The 25,023-nt window shown below is 68.0% G+C and carries 24 protein-coding genes and 1 tRNA gene; 16 read left to right on the forward strand and 9 right to left on the reverse strand.

The annotated features are described in order from the left end of the window. Positions 1–72: 72 nt before the first annotated feature. Entirely contained in the window at positions 73–2,487 is a 2,415-nt protein-coding gene (locus J1C47_RS08355; protein ID WP_207350302.1) for a glycine--tRNA ligase subunit beta, read from the reverse strand. Between the two features lie 279 nt (positions 2,488–2,766). On the opposite strand from J1C47_RS08355, the gene J1C47_RS08360 reads away from it, so the two are divergent. Then, positions 2,767–3,045, forward strand: a complete 279-nt coding sequence (locus J1C47_RS08360; RefSeq protein ID WP_207350303.1) for a ribbon-helix-helix domain-containing protein — start codon at positions 2,767–2,769, stop codon at positions 3,043–3,045. Positions 3,046–3,146: 101 nt separating this feature from the next. Next, on the forward strand, positions 3,147–3,341 hold the full coding sequence (locus tag J1C47_RS08365; RefSeq protein WP_342591956.1) for a type II toxin-antitoxin system RelE/ParE family toxin: 195 nt from the start codon (positions 3,147–3,149) through the stop codon (positions 3,339–3,341). A gap of 11 nt (positions 3,342–3,352) precedes the next feature. On the opposite strand, the gene ypfJ is transcribed toward J1C47_RS08365, so the two are convergent. Continuing rightward, positions 3,353–4,249 carry a KPN_02809 family neutral zinc metallopeptidase gene (ypfJ, locus tag J1C47_RS08370; protein ID WP_207350304.1) on the reverse strand — a complete coding sequence of 299 codons (897 nt, stop codon included), beginning with the start codon at positions 4,247–4,249 and terminating at the stop codon, positions 3,353–3,355. A 227-nt stretch (positions 4,250–4,476) separates the two neighbouring features. Here ypfJ and J1C47_RS08375 point away from each other — a divergent pair, with 227 nt between their 5' ends. From J1C47_RS08375 to gndA, 3 genes are all read left to right on the forward strand, one after another. After that, a complete protein-coding gene (locus tag J1C47_RS08375) occupies positions 4,477–5,421 on the forward strand; it encodes an ABC transporter ATP-binding protein (RefSeq protein WP_245396443.1) in 945 nt (314 codons plus the stop codon). Next, entirely contained in the window at positions 5,418–6,179 is a 762-nt protein-coding gene (locus tag J1C47_RS08380; RefSeq protein ID WP_207350305.1) for an ABC transporter permease, read from the forward strand. The genes J1C47_RS08375 and J1C47_RS08380 overlap by 4 nt, the downstream gene beginning before the upstream one ends. 94 nt (positions 6,180–6,273) lie before the next feature. Further along, a complete protein-coding gene (gene gndA, locus J1C47_RS08385) occupies positions 6,274–7,701 on the forward strand; it encodes an NADP-dependent phosphogluconate dehydrogenase (protein ID WP_207350306.1) in 1,428 nt (475 codons plus the stop codon). 204 nt (positions 7,702–7,905) lie between these two features. Here the strand turns inward: gndA and J1C47_RS08390 are convergent, their stop codons facing one another. From J1C47_RS08390 to J1C47_RS08400, 3 genes are read right to left on the reverse strand one after another with little or no spacing between them, the layout of a single operon-like run. Further along, complete coding sequence (locus J1C47_RS08390) at positions 7,906–9,063, reverse strand: ABC transporter permease (protein WP_207350307.1); 1,158 nt, start codon at positions 9,061–9,063, stop codon at positions 7,906–7,908. 22 nt (positions 9,064–9,085) lie between these two features. Further along, positions 9,086–10,084 carry an ABC transporter permease subunit gene (locus J1C47_RS08395; RefSeq protein ID WP_207350308.1) on the reverse strand — a complete coding sequence of 333 codons (999 nt, stop codon included), beginning with the start codon at positions 10,082–10,084 and terminating at the stop codon, positions 9,086–9,088. Beyond that, complete coding sequence (locus tag J1C47_RS08400) at positions 10,081–12,036, reverse strand: ABC transporter substrate-binding protein (protein ID WP_342591951.1); 1,956 nt, start codon at positions 12,034–12,036, stop codon at positions 10,081–10,083. Before J1C47_RS08400 ends, J1C47_RS08395 begins: the two co-directional genes overlap by 4 nt. A gap of 432 nt (positions 12,037–12,468) precedes the next feature. Here J1C47_RS08400 and J1C47_RS08405 point away from each other — a divergent pair, with 432 nt between their 5' ends. The 6 genes from J1C47_RS08405 (at position 12,469) to J1C47_RS08430 (ending at position 17,103) form a co-directional block, all read left to right on the forward strand. Then, positions 12,469–13,695 (forward strand): glycosyltransferase, encoded by a 1,227-nt coding sequence (locus tag J1C47_RS08405; RefSeq protein WP_207350486.1) that lies wholly within the window; start codon positions 12,469–12,471, stop codon positions 13,693–13,695. 16 nt (positions 13,696–13,711) lie between these two features. Continuing rightward, positions 13,712–14,503, forward strand: coding sequence for a polysaccharide deacetylase family protein (locus J1C47_RS08410; protein WP_207350310.1), 792 nt, complete (start codon positions 13,712–13,714; stop codon positions 14,501–14,503). Positions 14,504–14,603: 100 nt separating this feature from the next. Further along, complete coding sequence (locus tag J1C47_RS08415; protein ID WP_245396445.1) at positions 14,604–14,936, forward strand: hypothetical protein; 333 nt, start codon at positions 14,604–14,606, stop codon at positions 14,934–14,936. A 185-nt stretch (positions 14,937–15,121) separates the two neighbouring features. Next, positions 15,122–16,153 (forward strand): NAD-dependent epimerase, encoded by a 1,032-nt coding sequence (locus J1C47_RS08420; RefSeq protein ID WP_207350312.1) that lies wholly within the window; start codon positions 15,122–15,124, stop codon positions 16,151–16,153. A gap of 131 nt (positions 16,154–16,284) precedes the next feature. Next, positions 16,285–16,458 (forward strand): hypothetical protein, encoded by a 174-nt coding sequence (locus J1C47_RS08425; protein WP_207350313.1) that lies wholly within the window; start codon positions 16,285–16,287, stop codon positions 16,456–16,458. Positions 16,459–16,656: 198 nt separating this feature from the next. Then, on the forward strand, positions 16,657–17,103 hold the full coding sequence (locus tag J1C47_RS08430) for an RbsD/FucU family protein (RefSeq protein WP_207350314.1): 447 nt from the start codon (positions 16,657–16,659) through the stop codon (positions 17,101–17,103). 311 nt (positions 17,104–17,414) lie between these two features. Here the strand turns inward: J1C47_RS08430 and J1C47_RS08435 are convergent. Both J1C47_RS08435 and cpdR read right to left on the reverse strand, forming a co-directional pair. Then, positions 17,415–17,489 (reverse strand) — tRNA-Val (locus J1C47_RS08435). A gap of 298 nt (positions 17,490–17,787) precedes the next feature. Continuing rightward, entirely contained in the window at positions 17,788–18,153 is a 366-nt protein-coding gene (gene cpdR, locus J1C47_RS08440; RefSeq protein WP_207350315.1) for a cell cycle two-component system response regulator CpdR, read from the reverse strand. A gap of 156 nt (positions 18,154–18,309) precedes the next feature. On the opposite strand from cpdR, the gene J1C47_RS08445 reads away from it, so the two are divergent. Further along, positions 18,310–19,212 (forward strand): N-formylglutamate amidohydrolase, encoded by a 903-nt coding sequence (locus tag J1C47_RS08445; RefSeq protein WP_207350316.1) that lies wholly within the window; start codon positions 18,310–18,312, stop codon positions 19,210–19,212. A 346-nt stretch (positions 19,213–19,558) separates the two neighbouring features. Beyond that, positions 19,559–20,341 carry a histidinol-phosphatase gene (gene hisN / locus J1C47_RS08450; RefSeq protein ID WP_207350317.1) on the forward strand — a complete coding sequence of 261 codons (783 nt, stop codon included), beginning with the start codon at positions 19,559–19,561 and terminating at the stop codon, positions 20,339–20,341. A 314-nt stretch (positions 20,342–20,655) separates the two neighbouring features. Here the strand turns inward: hisN and J1C47_RS08455 are convergent, their stop codons facing one another. Together J1C47_RS08455 and J1C47_RS08460 are read right to left on the reverse strand one after the other, a co-directional pair. After that, entirely contained in the window at positions 20,656–21,630 is a 975-nt protein-coding gene (locus J1C47_RS08455; RefSeq protein ID WP_207350318.1) for an alpha/beta fold hydrolase, read from the reverse strand. A gap of 159 nt (positions 21,631–21,789) precedes the next feature. Beyond that, positions 21,790–22,245, reverse strand: a complete 456-nt coding sequence (locus J1C47_RS08460; protein ID WP_207350319.1) for an SRPBCC family protein — start codon at positions 22,243–22,245, stop codon at positions 21,790–21,792. 162 nt (positions 22,246–22,407) lie between these two features. On the opposite strand from J1C47_RS08460, the gene J1C47_RS08465 reads away from it, so the two are divergent. From J1C47_RS08465 to lspA, 3 genes are read left to right on the forward strand one after another with little or no spacing between them, the layout of a single operon-like run. Next, positions 22,408–23,505, forward strand: a complete 1,098-nt coding sequence (locus tag J1C47_RS08465) for an RsmD family RNA methyltransferase (protein WP_207350320.1) — start codon at positions 22,408–22,410, stop codon at positions 23,503–23,505. Then, on the forward strand, positions 23,498–24,373 hold the full coding sequence (locus J1C47_RS08470) for a TrmH family RNA methyltransferase (protein WP_207350321.1): 876 nt from the start codon (positions 23,498–23,500) through the stop codon (positions 24,371–24,373). Before J1C47_RS08465 ends, J1C47_RS08470 begins: the two co-directional genes overlap by 8 nt. Then, positions 24,370–24,870 (forward strand): signal peptidase II, encoded by a 501-nt coding sequence (gene lspA / locus J1C47_RS08475; RefSeq protein ID WP_342591952.1) that lies wholly within the window; start codon positions 24,370–24,372, stop codon positions 24,868–24,870. Before J1C47_RS08470 ends, lspA begins: the two co-directional genes overlap by 4 nt. Positions 24,871–25,023: the final 153 nt, after the last annotated feature.

The raw sequence follows: 25,023 nt of genomic DNA on the forward strand, positions 1-25,023 counted from the left end.
CGGCGGCCGTCCGCCGCAAATCGTGGCGGCGGGACGGGCCGATTCGGCAGGACGAGCGGGTTTCGGCCAAGCTCAGCCGACGATGCGCGAAAAGTCCGCGACCTTGCCGCAGGCGGCGCGGATGCGCGCGAGCAGCGCCAGCCGGTTGGCGCGCACCGCCTCGTCCTCGGCATTGACCAGCACCTTGTCGAAGAAGGCGTCGACCGGCAGGCGGAGTTTTGCGAGCCCGGCCATCGCCTGTTCGTAGTCGGCCTTTTCGAGCGCCTCGGCAAGCTCGGTCTCGGCCCGCTCGATGGCGGCGGCGAGGCGCTTTTCCTCGGGTTCGGCGAGGAGCGAGGGATCGACGGCCTCGGCGATGGCGGTGTTCTTCTTCTCCTCGGCGGCGAGAATGTTCGCGGCGCGGCGATGGCCGGCGAGGAGGTTCGCCCCGTCTTCGGTGGCGAGAAACGCCCCCAGCGCCTCGACCCGGCGGGTGACGTCGAGAAGGTCGTCGTTCTGAGATTGGCGGATCTCCCCCCTTGAGGGGGAGATGGGCGGCAGCCCAGAGGGGGGCGCGCCGGGCGATGTGTCGTCAGAAGTCGGTGCCGAGGCACCCCCCTCTGCCTTGCCAGGCATCTCCCCCACAAGGGGGGAGATCGCAGCGTCGGCCGTCGCGCCGCCCGACAGAACCGCATCGACAAGATCGTGCCTGGCGCCGGAATCGCGCAGCTGCACCTTCAGCCGGTCGTGGAAGAAGGCGAGGAGATCGCCCGCCGGCGTCAGCGAGCCGAGCCCCAGCGTCAGCCCGTTCTCCAGCAGGATCCTGATCACGCCCAGCGCCGCCCGGCGCAGCGCATAGGGATCCTTCGAGCCAGTCGGCTTCTCGTCGATCGCCCAGAAGCCGACAAGCATGTCGAGCTTGTCTGCGAGAGCCACTGAGATTGCCACCGGGTCGGTCGGCACCTGATCGCCGGGGCCGAGCGGCTTGTAATGGTCCTCGATCGCCGCCTGGACGAAGGGATGCTCGCCCTGCAGCGCGGCGTAGTAGCGGCCCATCAGGCCCTGCAGTTCCGGAAATTCGCCGACCGCCTCGGTTGTGAGGTCGGCCTTGGCGAGCAGCGCGGCGCGTTTCACGTGGCGCTTCAGCGCCTCGCCCGAGACCTTTTCGCCGCCCAGTTCGGCACCGTCTGGATAGACGGCGGCGGCGATCGTCTCGGCGAGCGCGGCGATGCGCGCCACCCGCTCGCCTTGCGTGCCGAGTTTCGCATGGAAGGTCACGCCGAGGGCGTCGAGCTTCGCCATGCGCTGGTCGAGCGGCTTTGCAAGGTTCAGCCCAAGCTTGTCCGCCGAGGGCTTCAGGCCCTGAAGATCCGGCAGGTCGCCCTGGTCGGTCTGCCAGAAGTAGAGGGCATCCGAGAGCCGCGCCCGCACCACCTTGCCGTTGCCGCGGGCGATCTCGGCGCCGTGGTCGCTGGCGGCGATGTTGGAAACCAGCAGGAAGTCGTTGGAGAGGGAAGTCCTTGCGCTCGCGCCGATCTGCTCCGCAGACGCCTGCGCGGCGGCGCCCCCACCTTGCGACGGCCGTTCGGCCTTCCCGGCCTGCGGCCCGCTCTCCGCGCTGCCCTGCGGCCGGGTGACGAAGCACTTCTGGTTGGCCTTGATGGTGAGCTGGATCACCTCCGGCGGGATCGCGAGAAACTCCGCCTCGAACTGGCCCATCAGCGTCACCGGCCATTCGACGAGGCCGGAGACCTCTTCGAGCAGCCCCTCGTCGGGCACCACTTCGAGGCCCTTGGCGAAGGCGAGGTTCTCCGCGTCGTGGCGGATGATGTCCTTGCGCCGCTCGGCGTCGAGGACGACGAACGCCTTTTCGAGCCCCGCCGCGTAGTCGTCGAAGCGTCGCACCCTGAACGGCTCCGGCGCATGGAAGCGGTGGCCGGCGGTCAGGTTGCCGGCGCGGATGCCGCCGACCTCGAAGTCGACGACGACCGGCTCCTCGGTCTCCGGCCCGAAGGTGCAGAGGATCGACTGCAAGGGCCGCACCCAGCGCAGCGAACCGGGCTCGGCCGAGGCGGCGCCCCAGCGCATCGCCTTCGGCCAGGGAAAGTCGCGCAGGATCTTCGGCATCGCCGCGGCGACGATCTCCTCCGCCGGACGGCCGGGCTTCCTGAGGGTCGCGACGTAGAAGTCGCCCTTCTTGGGATCGGACTTGACGCCGGCTTCGTCTATCGAGGCGAGCCCCGCGCCGCGCAGAAACCCCTCGATGGCCTTTTGCGGCGCGTCGGTGCGCGGTCCCTTGCGCTCCTCGACGACGTCGCGCGAGCGCGCATCGACACCGCGCACGTCCAGAGCGAGCCGCCGCGGCGTCCAGTATTCCCGCGCTCCCTCATAGGTGAGGCCGGCCTCGACGAGGGCGTCGGTGACGAGCTTCTTCAGATCGCCCGCCGCCTTGCGCTGCATGCGCGCGGGGATCTCTTCGGAGCGGAGTTCGAGCAGAAGGTCGGGCATCAGTTGGTCTCCACCCGCATGCTTTTCATTCCGTTGCGCTTCCTCGCGCCTGCGGCGCTGCGGGAGCGCGGGCGCGCGGGAATTTCCTCGGAGCGGAGTTCGAGCAGAAGGTCGGGCATGGCTATTTCTGAAGGTCCAGCAAAACGTGCCGTCTTGCATCACGGCGCCCGGGCGAATGCAAGAGCGGGACAGCCTGAGGCGGGTGCAAAGCCATTCGAACGATTGTTCTCGCTCTGCTTGCACGGTATCTTCTGAGGGAACCGACGGGGAGCCTTGCCCATGGGCGCCGAGAAGTCTTTCAACGTCCAGCTTGCCGAAGACGAGGCCCGCTTCGTCGAGGACGAGGTGGCGCTTGGTCGCTTCGGCTCCGTCAGCGAGGTCGTCGCGGAGGCCATTCGAACGTTCCGGGCGGGCCACGAGCCGACCGACTGGTCGACGGAGGAGCTTCGCCACCTGGCCGAAGAAGGCGACCGAAGCGGCCCGAGCCGATTTGCGTCAATCGACGAGGTCAAGCAGGAAGCGCGGCGGCGGCTCAACGCAGCCCAGTCCGGTTCCTGAGCTCACGTGGCGAAGATTCATCGATCGGAACGGGCCGACGAGGATCTCATCGCAATCTGGCAGTATGTCGCCGCTGATAGCCCGGCAGCCGCTGATTGGGGGTGATCGCCGCAATCGAGCGGCGATGGCGCCAGTTGGAAAGCCATCCGTGGTCCGGCGCTGCGCGCGACGACGTTCTGCCCGGTCTCAGGCAGATCGTCGCCGGGCGCTATCTCGTTCACCGTATCGATGCGCAGGGCGACGTTCGGATCGTCCGCATTCTCCACGGCCACCGCAATCTCAGGCAAGATCTCTGAGGCTGAACCCCTCAGATCCCGCCGCTGAAGGTGTCACACTGGTCCATCTTGCCGCTTTCGTAGCCGCGGCGGAACCATTGCTGGCGCTGCGCCGAGGTGCCGTGGGTGAAACTGTCCGGCACCACCACGCCCTGGCTCTTGCGCTGCAGCGTGTCGTCGCCGATCTGCTGGGCGGCGTTCAGCGCCTCGTTGATGTCGCCGTCCTCGATATAGCCGGCCGCCTGGGTGTCGTGGGCCCAGATGCCGGCATAGCAGTCGGCCTGCAGTTCGGTGCGCACGGAAATCGCGTTGGCCTCACCCTCCGGGGCGCTCTGCTGCAGCTGCTGGCTCTTCTGCAGCGTGCCGGTGAGGTTCTGCACGTGATGGCCGACCTCGTGGGCGATCACATAGGCCTGGGCGAAATCGCCCGGCGCCCCGAGCTGGCTCTTCAGCTGCCGGAAGAACGACAGGTCGAGATAGAGCTTCCGGTCGTTCGGGCAGTAGAACGGCCCGGTCGCCGAGCCGGCGATGCCGCAGGCGGACTGGACCCGGTCGTCGAACAGGACGAGGGTCGGCTTGGGATAGGTCTCGCCCGCCGCCTGGAAGCGTTTGCCCCAGACGTCCTCGGTGTCGGCGAGAACGGTCGCGACGAAGTCGTCGGTCGTGTCGGCCGTGCCCGAAACGCCCGGTCCCTGCTGCTGGCTGGTCTGGTAGTTGCCGCCGCCTGTGTCCATGCCGCCGAGAAGCGCCAGCGGATTGATGCCGAAGACCAGCCAGAGGACGAGCGCCACGACGATGATGCCGATGCCGCCGCCGCCGGCGCGCACCGGAATGCGCATTCCCCCGCCGCCGCCTCCGAGACCGCCGCCGAAGCCGCCGCCGCGCCGATCCTCGATGTTGTCAGACTGCCGTCGCCCTTGCCAACGCATGCGATATGATCTCCGTCTGTCGCCGGCACGCCGTCCAGGGCCGCGGCGAAACTGTTCCTTCCGGCGCGGAAATAGCGCGGGCCGGGGCCGCAGCGAGATCCCTCGCCGGCAAACGACGCAGGCCGCCGGCGCCGGGGGGCGGCCTTTCCTTGCGGCCGCCGCCACCTATCTCGCCGGGCACCGCGGCCGGGCCCTGCCGGCGCACAGTCCCACCGGCCGGACCGCCCATGCTCATGCGAAACGACGCGCCGCCGATCCTTTCCGTCTCGAACGTCTCCAAGACCTACGAGGGCGGCTTCGCGGCGCTGAAATCCATCGACCTCGAAATCGCCCGCGGCGAGATTTTCGCGCTGCTCGGGCCGAACGGCGCCGGCAAGACGACGCTGATCTCGATCATCTGCGGCATCGTCAATCTGTCCGCGGGAAGCGTCACGGTCGACGGCCACGACATCGGCCGGGACTACCGCGCCGCCCGGGCGAAGATCGGCCTCGTGCCGCAGGAACTGACCACCGACGCCTTCGAGAGCGTCTGGGACACGGTCTCCTTCTCGCGCGGCCTGTTCGGCAAGGCGAAGGATCCCGCCCATGTCGAGAAGGTGCTGCGCGACCTCTCGCTTTGGGAAAAGCGCGACAACAAGATCATGACGCTGTCCGGCGGCATGAAGCGCCGCGTCCTGATCGCCAAGGCGCTGTCGCACGAGCCGGAACTTCTGTTCCTCGACGAGCCGACGGCGGGCGTCGACGTCGCGCTGCGGCGCGAGATGTGGGAGGTGGTGCGCAAGCTGAGGGAGAGCGGCGTCACCATCATCCTCACCACCCACTACATCGAGGAGGCGGAGATGATGGCCGATCGCATCGGCGTCATCTCGCGGGGCGCGCTGATCCTCGTCGAGGAAAAGGCCGAGCTGATGCGAAAGCTCGGCCACAAGGAGCTGACGCTGCATCTGATGGACCCGATCGGCGCGGTGCCGGCGGGCTTTTCGGACTACGAGCTGACGCTCTCTACGGACGGATCGAGCCTCACCTATTCCTACGACACCAATGCCGAACGGACCGGGATCGCCAGCCTGATGCGACGCCTTGCGGAGGAGGGCATCCGCTTCCGCGACGTCTCCACCAAGCAGTCGACGCTGGAGGAGATCTTCGTCAATCTCGTCGAGGAGCGGGCATGAACATCAACGCCGTCGCCGCCATCTACCGCTTCGAGATGGCCCGCGCCTTCCGCACGCTGATGCAGAGCATCGTCTCGCCGGTGATCTCGACCTCGCTCTATTTCGTGGTGTTCGGCGCGGCGATCGGCTCGCGCATCCAGGAGGTCGACGGCGTCTCCTACGGCGCCTTCATCGTGCCGGGCCTGATCATGCTGTCGCTCCTGCAGCAGAGCATCTCCAACGCCGCCTTCGGCATCTATTTCCCGAAGTTCACCGGCACGATCTACGAGATCCTCTCGGCGCCGATCTCGCCGCTGGAGATCGTCCTCGGCTATGTCGGGGCGGCGGCGACGAAGTCGATCGCGCTCGGGCTGATCATCCTCGCCACCGCCTCGCTGTTCGTCGATCTCAGCGTCGAGCATCCGGTGTGGATGCTGGTCTTCCTCGTCCTGACCGCCGTCACCTTCGCGATGTTCGGATTCATCATCGGCATCTGGGCCGACGGCTTCGAGAAGCTGCAGATCGTGCCGCTGCTGATCGTCACGCCGCTCGCCTTTCTCGGCGGCAGCTTCTATTCGATCTCGATGCTGCCGGCCTTCTGGCAGGACGTCAGCCTGATCAACCCGGTGGTCTATCTGATCAGCGGCTTCCGCTGGGCCTTCTACGGCACCTCGGACGTCTCGATCGCCGTCAGCCTCGCCATGACGCTGGTGTTTCTGGCGGCGACGCTCGGCGCCGTGACCTATATCTTCAGAACCGGCTGGCGGCTGAAGAGCTGAACCGCCCGCGCGGCGCAAGATTTCATTCCCCGAGGCCGCAGGGCCGGAGGGCAGGACTGCAGGAAGAGGCCGGCAACGGCCGAGGAGACGGATCATGGCGAACGGCACCGCGGATATCGGGGTCATTGGAATGGGCGTGATGGGCGCCAATCTCGCGCTCAACATGGCCGAGAAGGGCTTCAAGGTCGCGGTCCAGAACCGCACGCCGGACAAGGCCTTCGCAGTGCGCGACGACAATCCCGAGCTTGCCGCCAACGTCCTGCCGGCCGAGACGCTGGAGGACTTCGTCAAGAGCCTGAAAAGCCCGCGCGTGGCGGTGTTCATGGTGCCGGCGGGCAAGCCGGTGGACGACGAGATGGCCAAGCTGATCCCCCTCCTCGAAGCAGGCGACCTGATGGTCGATGCCGGCAACGCCGATTTCAACGACACCGTCCGGCGCACCAAGGAGGTCGAGGGAACCGGGATCAAGTTCACCGGCATGGGCGTTTCCGGCGGCGAGCTCGGCGCCCGGCACGGGCCGTCGATGATGGTCGGCGGGGCCAGGGACACCTATCCGCTGCTCGAGCCGGTGCTGACGAAGATCGCCGCCAAGTACAAGGACCAGCCCTGCGTCGCCTGGCTGGGACCGGACGGGGCCGGCCACTTCGTCAAGACCATCCACAACGGCATCGAATATGCCGACATGCAGATGATCGCCGAGATCTACGGCATCATGCGCGACGGGCTGAAGCTTGAGCCGGCGAAGATGGCCGAGGTCTTCCGCGACTGGAACACCCGCGAGCTTTCCTCCTATCTGATCGAGATCACCGCGGTGAATCTCGACGAGAAGGATTTAGAGACCGACAGGCCGATGGTCGACCTCATCGTCGACGAGGCGGGCCAGAAGGGCACCGGCCGCTGGGCGGTGATCGAGGCGCAGAAGCTCGGCGTCGGCGCGACGACGCTCGAGGCGGCGGTCGCCGCACGCGGGCTCTCCTCGCGCCGCGACGAACGGGGCGAGGCGGCAAAGCTCTACAGCGGCGTCGAGACCGCGCCGGCGCAGTTCTTCGCCGACGAGGCGGGGTTTTCCGAGCTCGAATCGGCCCTCGTGACGGCGAAGATCATCGCCTATGCCCAAGGCTACGCCGCGATGGCTTCCGCCTCGGACGAATTCGGCTGGAACCTGCCGCTCGGCACCATCGCCGAGATCTGGCGCGCCGGCTGCATCATCCGCTCGCATTTCCTCGACGACATCGCCAAGGCCTACGACAAGGGCCAGCGGGTGGTGAACATCCTGCAGTCGCCGGACTTCGTCGGCCGCGTCGCCAAGGGCCAGGCGGCGCTGCGCCGGGTCGTCGCCAAGGCCTCGCTCGGCGGTATCCCGGTGCCGGCGCTGTCGGCGGCGCTCGCCTATTTCGACGACTATCGCCGCGAGCGGGGCACCGCCAATCTCATCCAGGCCCAGCGCGACCTCTTCGGCGCCCACACCTTCCGCCGCTTCGACAGGGATGGGGCGGTGCATCACCACTGGCCTGCGGTGTGAGGGCGGCCGCGCACCATTCCCTCCCCATTCCCTTGCCCTTCGAGGCTCGCTCCGCTCGCACCTCAGGATGAGGGAATGGGGCGAGCCGGCTGCGCATCGTCATGGCTTCGAGGGGAGCAGGGCGTTCGCCTGCCCCTCATCCTGAGGTGCCCGGTTCGTCGCAGACGGGCCGGGCCTCGAAGGGCGAGGGGCATCGCGCGGCCCTCAGTGCTGATACGGGTCCACCGCGTCGCGCAGACCGTCGCCGACGAAGGAAAACGCCAGCACCACCAGCACCACCGGCAGCATCGGCAGGAGCAGCCAGGGATAGAGCGCCACCGCCTCGATGTTCTGGGCTTCCGACAGAAGCACGCCCCAGGAGGTGATCGGCGGGCGCAGGCCAAGGCCGAGGAAGGAGAGGGCGGTCTCGGCGAGGATCATCGTCGGGATCGACAGCGAGGCCGAGGCGATCAGGTGGCTCATGAAGTTCGGCAGGAGATGCCGGAAGATGATCCGCCGCGGGCTCGCCCCGAGCATTTCGGCGGCGACGACGAAATCCTCCTCCCTGAGCGCGAAGAGCTTGGAGCGCACGGCCCGGGCGAGACCCGGCCAGTCGAGCAGCGCGAGGATCAGCGTGATGCCGAAATAAACGAGCAGCGGGCTCCAGGTGAGAGGCAGCGCCGCCGACAGGGCAAGCCACAGCGGCAGCTCCGGCAGCGAGCGCAGGATTTCCGTCACGCGCTGCACCGTCGCGTCCACCCAGCCGCCGAAATAGCCGGCGAGGCCGCCGATGCTGATGCCGAGGATGAAGGACAGCGTCACCCCGACGAGGCCGATGGTCAGCGAAATGCGGGCGCCGTAGATCATGCGCGAGAGCATGTCGCGGCCGAGCCGGTCGGTGCCGAGAAGAAACAGCGTGCCGCCTTCCGGCGGGCAGACGAGATGGGTGTCGGCCTCGATCAGCCCCCACATCCGGTAGCGTTCGCCGTGGCAGAAGAAGCGGATCGGCAGCGGCTGCGCGCGGTCGGGCTCGTAGGTCCGGCGCAGCGTCTCCATGTCGAGCGAATAATCGAGCGGGTAGACGAAGGGGCCGACGAAGCGGCCCTCGTGGAAGAGATGCACGGCCTGTGGCGGGGCGAAGATGAAGTCGGTGTGGCGGGAGTTCAGCTCGTAGGGCGCGAGGAACTCGACGACGAGGATCGAGGCGTAGCTGACGACGAGGAAGAGGAGGCTGACGACGGCCAGACGGTGGCGCAGGAAGCGCCACCAGATCAGCCGCGCCTGCGAGGCCCGCGCGTAGCGTTCCGAGACGACCGAGCCGGCGGCGACCGTCGCCTCGGCGTCGAAGGGCTCGGTCGAGATGAAATGCGGGATCTGGCTCATCGGCGTCTCGTCGTCCTGCCCCTCACCGCGCACCCTTGACGCCGAGCCGGATGCGCGGATCGAGCACGGCGAGCAGGATGTCGGAGACGAACATGCCGACGACGGTGAGCATCGCCAGGAACATCAGGAACGAGCCGGCGAGATACATGTCCTGGCTCCTGAGCGAGGAGAGCAGCATCGGCCCGGTGGTCGGCAGGCTCATCACCGCCGAGATGATCACCGAACCCGAGACGATCTGCGGCAGGATCGAGCCGAGATCGGCGATGAACGGGTTGAGCGCCATGCGCAGCGGATATTTGAACAGGATGCGCCGCTCGGGCAGGCCCTTGGCCCGCGCAGTCACGACATATTGCCGGTTGAGCTCGTCGAGGAGGTTGGCCCGCAGCCGGCGGATCATGCCGGCGGTGCCGGCCGTGCCGATGACGACGACCGGCACCCAGAGATGGGCGAGCACCGAGCCGAGCTTGGCGAGCGACCAGGGAGCGTCGATGTATTCGGGCGCCATCAGCCCGCCCACCGAGGTGCCGAACCAGACATTGGCGAGGTAGAGCAGGATCAGCGCGAGCAGGAAGTTCGGCGTCGCGAGGCCGAGAAAGCCGAGGAAGGAGAGGCCGTGGTCGCTCCAGCTGTACTGGTGGGTCGCCGAATAGATGCCGATCGGGAAGGAGACGAGATAGATGAAGATCACCGTCGCCGCATTGAGGATCAGCGTCAGCGGCATTCGCTCCCCGACGACGTCGGCGACCGGCTGGTTGTATTCGAAGGAATAGCCGAGATCGCCCTGGACGAGCCCCGTGACCCAGACGAGGTATTGCTCCCACACCGGCTTGTCGAGGCCGTATTCCTCGCGCAGGAACTGGATCTTGTCGGCCGTGACCTGCTCGCCCTGGGCCTGGATCTCGGCGATGTAGCTGGTCAGGTAGTCGCCGGGCGGCAGCTGGATGATGGCGAAGACGAGGACGCTCACCGCGGCGAGCGTCATGGCCATGGTGACGATGCGTTGCATCAGATAGCGGATCACGGGCGCTTTTCCGCCGTGTCGACCGCCGGGCAGGCGAAATAGAACGTGTCGGGGTTGTACATGCCGAAGAACGCCCCGGGGTCGTAATTGTAGACGCCGTGCTCGGGCACGTTCTCGAGCGCGTCGGAGACGACCACCAGCTGGTCGACGCCTGAGACGATGCCGATGGTGTAGACCTGGTTCGCGAAGATCTGCAGCGCCTCGCGCCAGATCTTCGCCCGTTCGCCCGCGTCGAGGCTGGCCCTCCAGGCCTCGCGCAGCGCGATCAGCTGCTTCAGTGGCTGCATGTCCGGCGTATCGCCGGGCGCCTCGCCGCCGGTGCCGTGGGTCTCGACCCACATGCCGTAGCCCGGCCATTCGAGCTGCTCGGCGGTCGAGGGGACGAGTTCGCCGGGGTCGGATGCCGGGCCCGGCAGGCCGTTGTCGAGGCCGGTCCAGACCGAGATCAGGGTCGAGCCCGCCTTGACGCGGTTGCGGAAGATCTCGCGCTGGGATTCGCGGATCAGCAGCTCGATGCCGAGCTTGCGCCAGTCGTCGCGGACGAGCTGCAGGACGTCCGACTGTTCGCGGCTCTCGCCGGCGGTCTCGACGACGATGCGCATTTCCCGCCCGTCCGGCAGCCGGCGCAGCCCGTCCGGCTCGTCGCGTTCGAGGCCGAGCGAATCCAGCATGGCGTTGGCGCGGTCGGGGTCGTAGACCGACCAGGCCGAGCGCAGCTTGGCGTCGAAGAAGGGCGAGCCGGGAAGCACCGTGTTGCCGCCCGGCTCCGCGAGCCCGTAGAAGATCGCCTTGTTGATGTCGTCGCGGTTGATCGACAGCGACAGGGCGCGGCGGAACTTCGCCGTCTGCAGCAGCTTGCGCCAGACAGGATCCTTGGCGTTGAGGTTCGGATAAAGCGCGACATGGGCGCCCTTGCCGGACTTCCAGCGTCTGAGGTCGTAGTGCGAGCGCTTCTCGCCGCGCTTCAGGAAGGGATAGTTCGGGAAGGAGAGATAGGCGGCCTGAAGGTCCGCCTCGCCATTCGCGACCTTCGCCGGAATGAGCCCGGGATTGGAGATGATGAGCGCCACCTCGTCGACATAGGGAAGCTGCCGGCCTTCCTTGTCTACCCGGAAGAAATATGGGTTGCGGGCGAAGATCAGCCGCTCCGAGGGCGGCTCGGTGACGAGCATCCAGGGCTGCAGCGTCGGCATGTCGGGATTGTCGTTGCGCTGGGCGCGGTCCTTCTTGAAGTGCAGTGCCACCCAGTTGCGCTGGCCGGACTTCTCGACCTTCTCCTCGACCTTCTTGGGGTCGGTGTAGTTCGGATTGTACTTCTTCAGGTAATGGGCCGGGCGATAGATGTCGAAGGGCGTCGCGGCGGCGAGCGCGGCGAGGAAGCCGGGATTGGGCTTCGGCCAGGCGTATATGACCGTGTAGTCGTCCGGGAAGGTCACCACCGGCTCCTGCCCGTCGGCCAGAAGCTCCGGCGGGATGCCGAACTTGGCGATCTTCGGGTTCTTCGCCATGTCCTCCCAGAAGTAGCGGAAATCCTCCGAGGTGAACGGCTTGCCGTCGGACCATTTCATGCCGGGACGCAGGTGGAAGGTGAAGATCCGCCCCTCCTCGACGTCGAAGCTCTGCAGGATGTCCGGGACGATCTGGTAGTCGCTGTCGTAGCCGACGAGGCGGGCATAGCCGAAAACCGGCATCAGCCGCGTGTCCTTGGCGCTGCCGGCGAGCATGTTCAGCGTTCCGCCGAGATCCTTCGCCGAGCAGGGGCTGTCGACGGGAAGGACGCGCGGCACGCTCGGCAGGCGCTCGGCGAGCGGCGGCAGGTCGCCCTTTTCGACCGCTGCGGCGAGCGACTTCGGCTCGGCAGATCCGGCGGCATGTGCCGGCGCGATCGCGAGAAGGCCGAAAAAGAGAGGAAAAGCGGCCGCGGCTGCCGCGCGGCGAAGGCGGGAGCGCACCGTCCCTGGTCCCGGCCCCTGCGGCATGTGTCTGAGTTCCTTGCCCGTTCTCTTGCGGCCAGTAAGCTTTGGCGCCGACGCTTTGTCAATCTTCGCAACGGTCCCGTCGGCGCGATACCTGGTACCGCGAAGCTTGCCGGCGAAACCACGCATTGAAGCCGTCTTGCTCAGATCGCGGGGCCGAACTCGGCCAAGCCGCCCCACCGTTTTCCCGCCATCGATGGAGCAGGTTGCGAGACGCCGGCCGACCTCGGCCGGGCTGCGACGTGGGGCGACATCCGCCATTGCTCTCGAGTTCGTCGGGTTTCGCTGATCCAGGCCGGCGCGGGAACCCGTGTCCTTGCCGGCGCCGCCCGCGTCGCATAATCACCCCTCGATACCCATCTGATCTGAGCGATCGGGCGCAAGAAGCGGGACTGAACGGACGGTATGATGCAGGGGCGGGTCGCGATACTGGTGAAGGGCTATCCGCGCCTGTCCGAAACCTTCATCGCCCAGGAGATCGCCGGGCTCCAGGATCGCGGCCTCGAGCAGCTGATCGTCTCGCTGCGCCAGCCCGGCGAGACCAAGGTCCATCCCGTCCACAGGAAGATCACCGCGCCGGTCCTCTATCTGCCTGAATATCTGAAGGACGATCCGGCGCGGGTGAAGCGCGGCCGTGCCTTCGCCGAGGCGCAGCCGGGCTTTGCCGAGGCCGAGCGGATCTTCGAGGCGGATCTGAAGCGCGACCACACCGCCAACCGCTACCGCCGCTTCGGCCAGGCCTGCGTGCTCGCCGCGGAGCTGCCGGCCGACGTCGGCTGGCTGCACACCCACTATCTGCACACGCCGGCCTCGGTCGCCCGCTATGCCGCGACGATCCGCGGCCTCGGCTGGTCGTTCTCGGCCCATGCCAAGGACATCTGGACATCCGAGCGCTGGGAGCTTTCCGAAAAGCTCGACGACGCGGCCTTCGGCGTGACCTGCACCGCCTCGAACCTTCTCTATCTGCGCTCTCTGGCGAAGCAGCCGAAGAAGCTCGAACTCGTCTATCACGGCCTCGATCTCTCCGGCATCGCGCCGCCGGAGCGCCGGCCGGCCGGGGCCGGCAGGCCGTTCCGCATCGTCTCGGTCGGCCGGGCGGTCGAAAAGAAGGGGTATGGCGACCTCATCCGGGCGCTCGTGCTTCTGAAGGACCGGGACTGGCATTTCGACCATGTCGGCGGCGGGGCGCTGGCGAAGAAGCTGAAGAGCCAGGCCGAAAAGGCCGGCATCGCGGGCAGGATCACCTGGCACGGCAGCCGCGAGCGCGGCGAGGTGTTCGACCTGCTCGCCAGGGCGGACCTCTTCGTTCTGCCCTCGCGCATCGCGAAATCCGGCGACCGCGACGGCCTGCCCAACGTCCTGATGGAGGCGCAGGCGCACCGGCTGCCGGTCATCTCGACGAAGGTCTCGGCGATACCCGAACTCGTCGCGGACGGGCGGACCGGCCTCCTCGTCGAGGAACGCGATCCGAAGGCGCTGGCGCAGGCGATCGCGACGCTGATGGACGATCAGGCCCTCGCCGCACGCCTCGCCGCGGCGGGTGAGAGGCGCGTGCGGGAGGATTTTTCGCCCGAGCCGGGTCTCGACCGGGTCGCCGCGCTGCTCGGCCAGGCGCTGGCGCGGAAGGCGGCATGAAGGGCGCGGACGGACGATGAGTAAGCGCCATCTGCCGCTCGCCTCCGCGGCGCTCGACACGCTCGCCGGTGAGGGGCGGAGCCTTCGCTTCTGGTGGCGAGACGACGATGCCCGGACGGTGACGCCCGACCTCGAGCGGCTGCTCGGGCTGGCGAAAGCTCACGATCTGCCTCTCGCCGTCGCCGCCATTGCCGACGGCGCCGAAGCGGCTCTGGCGGAGCGGATCGCCGACGAAGACGGGGTCCGCGTCCTCGTTCACGGATACGCCCACGCCAACCACGCGCCGGCCGGCGCAAAGCGCGCCGAATTCGGTGACCACAGGCCGGGGGACGCGATGGCGGCCGAGATCGCGGCGGCGAAGGCGCGGCTGGAGGCGCTCTTCGGCGGGCGCCTGCTTCCGGCTTTCGTGCCGCCCTGGAACCGGATCGGCGAAGCCGCCCGCGCGCTGCTGCCCTCACTCGGCCTGCCGGTCGTCTCGGTCTACGGGCCGGCGAGGGCGGCAGGGCCCGGCCTGCCGGCCGAGCTCAACACCCATCTCGACGTGATGGACTGGCGGGCGATGCGCGGCCTCTCCCCGGCGGAGGCCGACCGGCTTCTGGCGGGGCTGATCGAGGCACGCGCCACGGCGGATGCCGGCGGCGCGACCGAACCGATCGGACTGTTGACGCATCACCTCCAGCATGACGAGGCCGCCTGGCACCTCGTCGAAGCCGTGGTCGCCCTTTGCGCCTCCCACCGGGCTGGCGCATGGCCGGCCCTGCGGGATCTGGTCGATGCGCGCCGGGTTCCGGGGTGCGGACGCGCATGAATTGAAGATGAACTCGGCATTCAGTCCAGGTTCCCTTGGGTAAGGTCATAACGACGTCGCGCCTCAAGAAGTCCGCGCCCCAACCCAAGGAGAAATGTCCATGTCGAAGTCGCTTGTGTCCGCCCTCGTCGCCGCCGCCGTCGCCCTGACCGCCGCCGCCACCCTGACCGATGCCAGCCGCAGCCAGGCGTCGGCCGCCACCTCGATGAGCTGCACCATCCCGAATTCCGTCTCCTGCACCATCACGAGCACCAAGGGCCTGCGCTCCGTGCTGATCAAGGCGAACACGCCCCTCGGCGTCATCGACCTGGTCAACAAGACCTATCGCGGCTGCCCGAAGAGCGTGAAGGTCTCCTGGGACTCCGCCTATCATTCCTCCTCGACGAAGTTCGTCGAATGCGCGTCCGCAAAGCTCAAGCTGAACTCCAACTGAGACGCGCAGGTCGCCGCAGCGGTCGGGCGTCGGACGAACGTGCAGTCCCGGCAGGGGCTGCACGTCTCCGGCCTCGCCGCGGGTCGGCGACGCCGGACCGGCGCCGAGGGTGCCGGGGGTCGCGCGCAGGGGCGGCCTGCGTCGCCATGCTTTGCTTCTCCTGCCGATGGGACTAAGAGGCCGTCATGTCCCAGCGCGTGCTTCTCACCGGCGTTGCCGGCTTCATCGGCTTCCACACCGCCCGCAAGCTTCTCGCCAGAGGCGACGCCGTCGTCGGCTTCGACAGCGTCAACGCCTATTACGACCAGCGGCTGAAGCGCGCGCGGCTCGCCGAGCTCGACCGGCAGACGCAGGCGGCGGGGCACGACTTCACCTTCGTCGAGGCCGATCTCGCCGATCGCGCCGCGCTCGACCGGGTGTTCGCGCAAGCGCCCTTCGACCGGGTGATCCATCTCGCCGCCCAGGCCGGCGTCCGCTACTCGCTGGAAAATCCGGAGAGCTACGTTTCGAGCAATCTCGTCGGCTTTGCCAACATGCTCGAAGTCTGCCGGCACGCCGGGGTGCCGCATCTCACCTTCGCCTCGTCCTCCAGCGTCTACGGCGCCAACCGCAAGGTGCCGTTCTCCGAGCATGACGGCGTCGACCACCCGATCCAGCTCTATGCGGCGACCAAGCGCTCCAACGAGCTGATGGCGCATGCCTACAGCCACCTTTTCGCCCTGCCGGTGACGGGCCTGCGCTTCTTCACCGTCTACGGGCCGTGGGGCCGGCCGGACATGGCCTATTTCTCCTTTGCCGAGAAGATCATGGCCGGCCAGCCGATCGCGCTGTTCAATCACGGCCGCCACAGCCGCGACTTCACCTATGTCGACGACATCGTCGAGGGGGTGGTGCGGGCGAGCGACCGGATCGCGCCGCCGAGCCCAAGCTTCGATCCCGCGCGGCCGGATCCGGCGACGAGCAGCGCGCCGTTCCGCATCTTCAACCTCGGCAACGGCCGGCCGGTCGAACTGCGGCGCTACGTCGAGGTGCTCGAACAGGCGCTCGGAAAACGCGCGGTCATCGAGCTGAGGCCGATGCAGACCGGCGACGTCGAGGACACCTTCGCCGATGTCGGCGAGATCGAGCGGGCGCTCGGCTATCGCCCGACCACCACGGTCGAGGAGGGGCTGAAGGCCTTCGTCGACTGGTTCCTCGCCTATCGCCGGCTCGCCTGAGGAAACGCGCGATCGATCGCCATCGATCGGCGTCAATCCACCTCGGCCCGGCGGTGCCCGACGTTCCGGCGGAACGTCTTTGCGGCATCGCGCCTTTCTCTTTCCCAGAATCAGTTGCGGAAGACGTCGCCATGCCAGATCCCAGGAAGCCCAAGGAAGCCGATGCCGACCGGCCCGATCTCGTCGGCAACGCCGTCGAGCGGACCGACAACGGCTATGACGGCAAGAGGGACGGCGAGCGGCTGATCGGCCGCGACGTGCCGATCGAGGAGCAGGACGCCGAGGAGGAAGAGCAGCTGCCCTGACCGGGCAGGGTGCCTGGGCAGATCTTTCCGGCATCCGCCGGTCGGCAGCCGCCGGTATGCGGCGCGCGGACCGGCTCGCTTTGCCGGAAGATCGAGCCCGGCTGCGGCCGCGATTTCCGACGGCCGGCGTTGCCGAACCTCCGGCACCGGTGCCAGGATCGGTGCGAGCGGCCGTCAGGGCCGCGGGGGAGGGAAAAGATGCTGAAGGGAATTCCGCCGCTGGTCACGCCGGAACTGCTGGCGCTTCTGGCGGCAATGGGCCATGGCGACGAACTGGTGCTCGCCGACCGCAACTTCCCGGCTGTCTCCGTGGCCGCGGCGACGGTCAGCGGCGAACTCGTGCAGCTGACCGGCGTCGACTGCAACGCGGCGGCCGAGGCGATCCTGTCGCTGCTGCCGCTCGACGGCTTCGTGCCGGCGCCGGTGAAGCGCATGGCGCCGGAGGGCGAGCCGCAGACGGAGTTCGAGGTCCATCGCGACATGCAGCGCATCGTCGACGCCGCCGAGGGCCGCAGCGTGACGATCGAGGCGGTGGAGCGCTTCGCCTTCTACGCGGCGGCAAGGCAAGCCTTCGCGGTGGTCCGCACCAGCGAGAGCCGACCCTATGGCTGCTTCATCTTCAAGAAGGGCGTGATCTTCGACTGATACGAGATCCGCTCGATCAGAGCGGGGCTCGTTATCAAGCCCGCGCGGCGAATGAGCGTCTCTGTTTCCGGCGTCACGACGTGACCTGCCGGAAACCCTATGATACGAGATCCGCTCGATCAGAGCGGGGCTCGTATCAAGCCCGCGCGGCGAATGAGCGTCTTTGTTTCCGGCATCACGACGTGATCTGCCGGAAACCGTATGAGCCTCGGGCCCCCGGTCGGCCGCCCAAAGGCATCGGCCCGACGCTTGAGGCCACGGTGCCGTGAACGGCCCGTGCGCTTCGACGATGCGGCTTGAAGGAAGTCGAATGGTGGGCGTGACAGGGATTGAACCTGTGACCCCTTCGATGTCAACGAAGTGCTCTCCCGCTGAGCTACACGCCCATTCGACGGAGCGGCATAGACCACAGGACCGCGCGGGCCGTCAATAGCAAAACCGGCGCCTCGAAACATTTGCTCCTGCCGGTGGGAGAAGGCTTCGAAAAGCCCGGCTGCGGCCCCGCAGGGCAGGGCAATGGCCTCTCTCGGGGGCGTCTCGGCCGTCTGATTTGCGGGCGGCCTGGCGCCGGTTGCGGACGGCGACCGGGCGCCCTCCGCAACAGGTCAGCCGGTTCGCCCGGCGGTCTCGTCATACGCGGTCCGACGCGCCGGGTGACCCGATCTGCCGGAAAGGCCGGACAGGTCAGGCGGCGTCTTCGAGGATCTTGCCGACCTCGTCGACGAGTTCCCGCAGGTGGAACGGCTTCGACAGGATCTTGGCGTTCTTCGGCGTCTTCGAATCCGGGTTCAGCGCGACGGCGGCAAAGCCGGTGATGAACATGACCTTCAGGTCGGGATCGAGTTCGGTCGCCCGGCGTGCGAGCTCGATGCCGTCCATTTCCGGCATGACGATGTCGGTCAGGAGCAGGGAGAAAGGCTCCTCGCGCAGGCGCTCGTAGGCACTCCCGCCATTGTCGAACGCGACCACCTCGTAGCCTGCCCGCTCCAGTGCTTTGGCCAGGAAGCGGCGCATGTCGTTGTCGTCTTCAGCAAGCAGTATCTTCGCCATTCCCAAAACCTGTTTCCGTCCCGGCCGACTGGACCGTCGACAAGCCGATATCTTACACGAATTTCATACCAGATTGGTCCGATATTTTCTAAAACCAATTGGCGCAATGCCGCCTGCAGCCCTAGCTTTGGGTTAAATTCTGGGAAAGAGGGACGATTGACGACAATCCCGACACTGAAGACCAGCGATGGCCTGGTGCCGGCCTTCGAGATCGCCGAGCCGCGCGATGCGGCGATTCCCTTCGTCTTCTGTTCGCCCCACAGCGGCCGGGACTATCCGAGCGACCTGATGGCGGCCACCAAGCTTGGGCGTGAGGCGATCCGCCGCTCCGAGGACGTCTTCGTCGACGAACTCTTCGATTTTGCGCCCCGTCTCGGGGCGCCGCTGATTCGGGCACGGTTTCCGCGCGCCTATCTCGACGTCAACAGAGAACCCTTCGAACTCGATCCGAAGATGTTTTCCGAGACCCTGCCGGGCTTCGTCAACTCGGCCTCGCTGCGGGTCGCCGGCGGGCTCGGCACCATTCCGCGGATCGTCGCCGAGAACGAGGAGATCTATCGCGGCACGATGTCGGTCGAAGCCGCGATGCGGCGGATCGACGCGATCTACCACCCCTTCCATCTGGCGCTCGACGGGCTCCTGCACCGGACCCGCGAGCAGTTCGGCTTCGCCATCCTGATCGACTGCCACTCGATGCCGTCGAGCGTCAGGGCGCTGCCGGGGGGACGCCGCCCCGACATCGTCCTCGGCGACCGCTACGGGACCAGCGCCTCCAGCCGCTTCGTCGCCATGGCGACCGCCCATCTCACCGTCTTCGGCTTCGACGTCGCCCGCAACAAGCCCTATGCCGGCGGCTTCATCACCGAGCATTACGGACGGCCGGCGGCGGGCTTCCACGCGATCCAGATCGAGCTCAATCGCGGGCTCTATGCCGACGAGAGCAGCTTCACACGGCATCACGGCTTTGCACGGCTGCGCGAGCAGCTGGCGCGCTTCGTCGGACGTTTTGCGGCGGAGGTGAACGCGGAATGCGGCGAGCGGCCGGCAGCCGCCGAATGAAGCCAGCCGGGAGCCGCGATGCGGCGGGCAAAAAAAACCGCACTGCATGGGCAGCGCGGTCTTGAGTCTAGGGAGGAAACGCCCCTAAGGGCAGCGGCACGGATGCCGCACCGCAAAAGCTATGTTGCGCCGCCCAATATGTCAATGCTCTTGACCGTTCTCCGCCAGACGAGATTTCAAATTTCCGTGATCGCCCGTGCGCGGTCCCGAATCACCTGAACGGGATGAGGCGAGCTTCGCTCGTCATCCTGCTCGCACTTTCTTCTTCCCATATGCGCATGATCTTTTCCGAAGACAGGTTCCCGCTTTTCGGGATCATGCCCTAGTCGCCTGGAGCGAATGGCCGATGCCGGAACCCGATGCCACCTTCCTCCTCGAGCTGGCGGATGCCGCCGATCGCGAGACGCTGCCGCGGTTTCGTGCCGGCGGCGGCATCGACAACAAGCTGTCGGGCGGCGCCTTCGATCCCGTGACCGAAGCCGACCGCGCCGCGGAGGCGGCGATCCGGCAGATAATCGCCGCGCGCTTTCCCGACGACGCCATCGTCGGCGAAGAGTTCGGAACGCAGGGCGACGGCGAGCGCCGCTGGATCATCGATCCGATCGACGGGACCAGGGCCTTCATCAGCGGCGTGCCGGTCTGGGGCACGCTGATCGGCCACTATGTCGGCGGCCGGGCGCGGCTCGGCATCATGTCGCAGCCCTTCACCGGCGAGCGCTTCTACGCGGACGGCGCGGCGGCCTTCCTCAAGCACGGCGGCGGCGCGCCGCAGCGGCTGGCGACGCGGAAGACGACCAGCCTCGGACAGGCGACGCTCTTCACGACCTCGCCGCGGCTGTTTTCCGGCGCGCTTCTGGCCGGCTTCGAGGCGTTGGAGCGCGACGTTCGCCTCGCCCGCTTCGGCACCGACTGCTACGCCTTCGCCATGCTGGCGGCCGGCCATGTCGACCTCGTGGTCGAGAGCGGGCTGAAACCCTACGACATCGCCGCCCTCATCCCTCTGGTCGAGCAGGCGGGCGGCGTCGTCACGACCGTCGCCGGCGGACGGCCGGAGGAGGGGGGCGACGTCGTCGCCGCCGCAACGCCCGAACTCCACGCCGCGGCGCTCGCCCGGCTGTCGGGCGGATGACGCGCGCCGACCTCATTTGCGGCCGGCGGCCGACTGCAACGTCGAATGGCGGCGAAGCAGGTTTGCTGCGAAGAGGGTGCGCGGGGCGATCGAAAGCAGCCTAAAACTGCCTTTCAACAGGTCCCGTGACGAGCGTCTTTTCCGCAACGGCATCGGATGCGAAAATCTCGGAACGCCTCAAACGAATGCACCCGCCGTGGTCACGCGGAGGACTTGGCATCCCGTTCGTGCCCAGCGAGAGTGATCCAGAGGGGTTCACGACTTCGTCCGCTCGATCGTCAAGTTCCCACAGCCTTCCGGCGGCGCGCGGCGCGCTATTGCGCCGCGACGGCGGCCTCCTCGCCGACATAGGCGTCGAAGGCCTCGAGCGCCTGTTCGCGGAAGCGGTCGGCCTCCTGCAGGAGTTCGTGGCGGGCGAGCGGGATCCTGAGGCTCGAGCCGCAGCGCATGCGGTAGGCGAGGCGCTCCGCCGCCGCCGACGCGACGACGCGGTCGGCACCGGCCGTGACGATCAGCGTCGGGACGGTCAGCGCGGCGATCTCCGCCGAGGATTGCAGCCGGGCCATCGCCCGGCTCATCGCCGAGAGCCAGGCGACCGTCGGGCTGCCGACGAAGAGTTCGGGCGCCTTGGCGGCGATCCGCAGGTTGCGCTCGTAGCGGCGGGGGTCCGAGGTGAGCGGGTTGTCGTCGGCGTCGGTCAGCCTGCCGGGCATCGCCGCCCGCCGGACCGGGCGCGTCGCCAGTCCGAGCCAGCGCGCCGCGCCGGTCAGGCGCTGTAGCGTCGTCAGCGAAGGCACGTCGGCCGGAAAGCCGATCAGCGGCGCAAGCAGCACCATGCGCTCGATCGCGTTGGCGTGGCGCGCCGAGGCATGCAGGGCGACGAGGCCGCCCATCGAATGGGCGAGCAGGTTGTAGGGCGGCCGGCAGTCGGGCAGGACGAGATCCTGCATGACGCATTCGAGGTCGACCAGATACTGGCCGAAATGGCCGACATGGCCGAGGTTCCTGCGGGCGAGCAGCCGTTCGGAGCCACCCTGGCCGCGCCAGTCGAAGGTGACCACCGAAAAGCCGCGGTCGTTGAGGTCTCCGATCGTCTCGAAGTACTTCTCGATCGCCTCGTTGCGTCCCTGCAGGAGGATGACGGTGCCGCGCGAGGCGCCCGGCACCTTGGCGATCGCATAGCGAAGCCGCCGCCGGTCCGAGGTCTTGAGATAACCGCCGACGAGCCCGGCCGGGGCCGGGTTGCCGGCAATCCGCACCAGTGCGGAACGGTCTTTCGTCTCGGGCATCGCGGATCTCCGGATCGGGCGGCGGGTCGAACGATCATGCCCTGGCGCGATCACCAAGCTCATAACGGCGGCCGGCGGCAGCGTCGACCGGCGTGTCCCGCTTCGCCGGCCGGCCGGGCGACCTGCCGGCCGGCACCGCCGCACGGTCCTCGGCGGTCGTCAGGCCTTGGCTTCGGCCGCCTCGACCTCCTTGGCGAAATTGTCGAAGAACTGGCCGGCCAGCTTCTTCGCCGAAGAATCGATCAGCCGGCCGCCGAGCTGGGCGAGCTTGCCGCCGACCTGCGCACTGACATCGTAAGTCAGGACGGTCTCGGCACCTTCCGCCGCGAGATGGACGTTGGCGCCGCCCTTCGCGAAGCCGGCGATGCCGCCCTTGCCCTCGCCGACGATCGAATAGCCCTCCGGCGGGTTGATGTTCTCCAGCCGGATCTCGCCGTTGAACTTGGCCTTCACCGGGCCGACCTTGGCGGTGACGGTCGCCTTCATCTCGTTGTCGCCGGTCTTTTCGAGTTCTTCGCAGCCGGGAATGCAGCGCTTCAGCACCTCCGGATCGTTGAGCTTCTCCCAGACCGTCTCGCGGCTGGCCGGCAGCCTGTATTCGCCCTTCAGGTCCATTGCATTCCTCCCATCGAACGCCGGCCGGTCAGAGCGGCCGTGACACTTTGCGTCATGCGCCCCTAACTTGACGGTTTTCGGCGTTTTGCCAAGCCGTCGGAGAACGGATAGAGAGCGCGCAACGCTTCCCGGAAGCCGAGCCGATGCTCAAGGAGAACGCCTTTGGCGCGCAGCCGCCGCCCGGACGAGACGAAGGTCGCGGAGGACGCCCGCCGCAATCGCGGCGGACGACCGCCGGCTTCCGCCGCGCGCGAGGCTGCCGGCCCGGTGCGCACTGCTTCTCGCCCGGCGCCGCGCGAGGCGGAAGCCGCAGCCAAGCGGCTCGACCTTCCCCCGGCGACCGGCCCGCGGCCGCGGCTGCAGGCCCCCGTGGTCCTCGCCGTCGCGCCGGGCAGGGACTACGAACTCGTCGACAGCGGCGACGGCGAGAAGCTGGAGCGCTACGGCCCCTATCTCGTCCGCCGTCCGGAGAATCAGGCGATCTGGCCGCGCCGCCTTTCCCCGCGGGTCTGGGAGGGCGCCGACGCGGTGTTTTCCGGCGACGTCGAGGAAGAGGGCCTCGGCCGCTGGCAGTTTCTCAGGGAGCCGCTCGGCGAGACCTGGCCGCTCTGTTTCGACGGGCTTTCCTATCTCGGCCGCTTCACCTCCTTCCGCCACGTCGGCGTTTTTCCCGAACAGGCGGCCCACTGGGCCTTCATCGAGGCGGAGATCGCGCGGCGGACCGCCGCGGGCGCCGCCCCACGTCTCCTCAACCTCTTCGGCTACACCGGTCTCGCCTCGCTCGTCGCCGCCCGCGCCGGCGCCGAGGTGACCCATGTCGACGCCTCGAAGAAGGCGATCGGCTGGGCGCGCGAGAACCAGGAGGTCGCCGGGCTGCTCGACCGGCCGATCCGCTGGATCTGCGAGGACGCCGTGCGCTACGTCGAGCGCGAGGTGAAGCGCGGCCGGCGCTACGACATCGTGCTTCTCGACCCGCCGAAATTCGGCCGCGGTCCGAAGGGAGAGACCTGGCAGCTCCTCGACGATCTGCCCTATCTCGTCGGTCTCGTCCGTGCGCTGCTCTCCGAAAGACCCGCCGCCGTGATCCTCACCGCCTATTCGATCCGCTCTTCCTTCTATTCCCTCGGTGCGCTGATGGGCGAGGCGTTCCGCGGCCTCGGCGGACGGATCGAGGCCGGCGAACTCGTCATCGGCGAGGCGGGCGAGGAACCCCGGCTGCTCTCGACATCGCTCTTCTGCCGCTGGATCGCCGATGACTGACGCCGCCGACAGGCCGCCGCGCCGTGCCGCAGACGGGTCGATCTCGGCCCCCGGCCGCATCAAGGAGATCGCGAGCCCGGCCAATCCGATCGTCAAGGACATCCGCGCGCTCGCCCAGAAGCGGCATCGCGACGAGACCGGGCTGTTTATCGTCGAGGGCCTGAAGCTGGTGCTCGACGGCCTCGACGCCGGCTGGGAGCTGAAGACCCTCGTCGTCGCCAAGGCGGCGCTCGAAGCCGGCACCGAGGTCCTGACGCGGGCGGTCGCGCGGGCCGTCGCTTCGGGCAGCGACGTCATCGAGGCGAGCGCCAAGGTTCTGGAGGCGATCGCCCGGCGCGACAATCCGCAGGCGGCGATCGGGATCTTCCGGCGCCAGCTGACCCCGCTCGCACGGCTCGCCCTTGCCCCCGGCGAGGTCGCCGTCGCGCTCGACCGGGTGCGCGACCCCGGCAATCTCGGCACCATCCTGCGCACCGCCGACGCCGTCGGGGCGAAGGCCGCCATTCTCGTCGGCGACTGCGTCGATCCGTTCTCGCTGGAGACCGTCCGCGCCACCATGGGCTCGATCTTTGCCGTTCCCGTCGCGAGGGCGCGGGAAGCCGAGTTCCTCGCCTGGCGGAAGGGCTTTTCCGGCAAGGTGGTCGGCACCCACATGGCCGGCACCGTCGACTATCGCGCCCCCGACTACGGGAGCGCCGCGACGCTGCTCTTCATGGGCAACGAACAGGCGGGCCTCTCCGCCGAGATGGCCGGGGCCTGCGACGTCCTCGTGCGCATTCCCCAGGCCGGGCGGGCCGACAGCCTCAATCTCGCGGTCGCGACGGGCGTCATGCTGTTCGAGGCGCGGCGGGGGAGTCTCGGCCTGTGACCCGCGGCCTCATGCTCTTCAACCTCCTGACGGTGGTTGTCGCCGTCGTTCTCGACCAGCTGGTCAAGGCGGTCGTCGTCGCCACCATGCCCCTCGGTTCGGCGATCGAGGTGCTGCCGTTCCTCGCTCTGTTCCACGCCCGCAACACCGGCATCGCCTTCTCGATGTTCGCCGGGCTCGGCGATGTCGGCCTGTCGCTCCTCGCTGCGGCGGTCCTCGCCGTCGTGCTGTTCCTGTGGATCAAGACGCCGGCCTCCCGGCGGCTCACCCATTTCGGACTCGCGATCATCGTCGGCGGCGCGATCGGCAACCTGATCGACCGGACCCGCCTCGGCTACGTGGTCGACTACGTCTATTTCCACACGCCTGCCTTCGATTTCGCCGTCTTCAACCTTGCCGACGCCTTCATCAGCGTCGGGGCGGTCATCATCCTTCTCGACGAGTTCGTCCTCGTCGGCGCCGGTCGCGGCAGGACCGCCGGAAGGCAGGGCGATTGACGGGGGCGCAGCGGGCGCTTCATCCTTTCTGAGACGAATGGCAAGGCGGCCGCCTCGGAGGCGACCCGCGCACAGGGGCTCTCGCCGCGTCCGGCGGCAGACGAGGTCAGGCCGGGCTGCGACGCCGAAGAAGGCCGCGACGCGAAGCAGGAA

The sequence above is a fragment of the Jiella sonneratiae genome (assembly GCF_017353515.1).
Classification (GTDB): domain Bacteria; phylum Pseudomonadota; class Alphaproteobacteria; order Rhizobiales; family Rhizobiaceae; genus Jiella; species Jiella sonneratiae.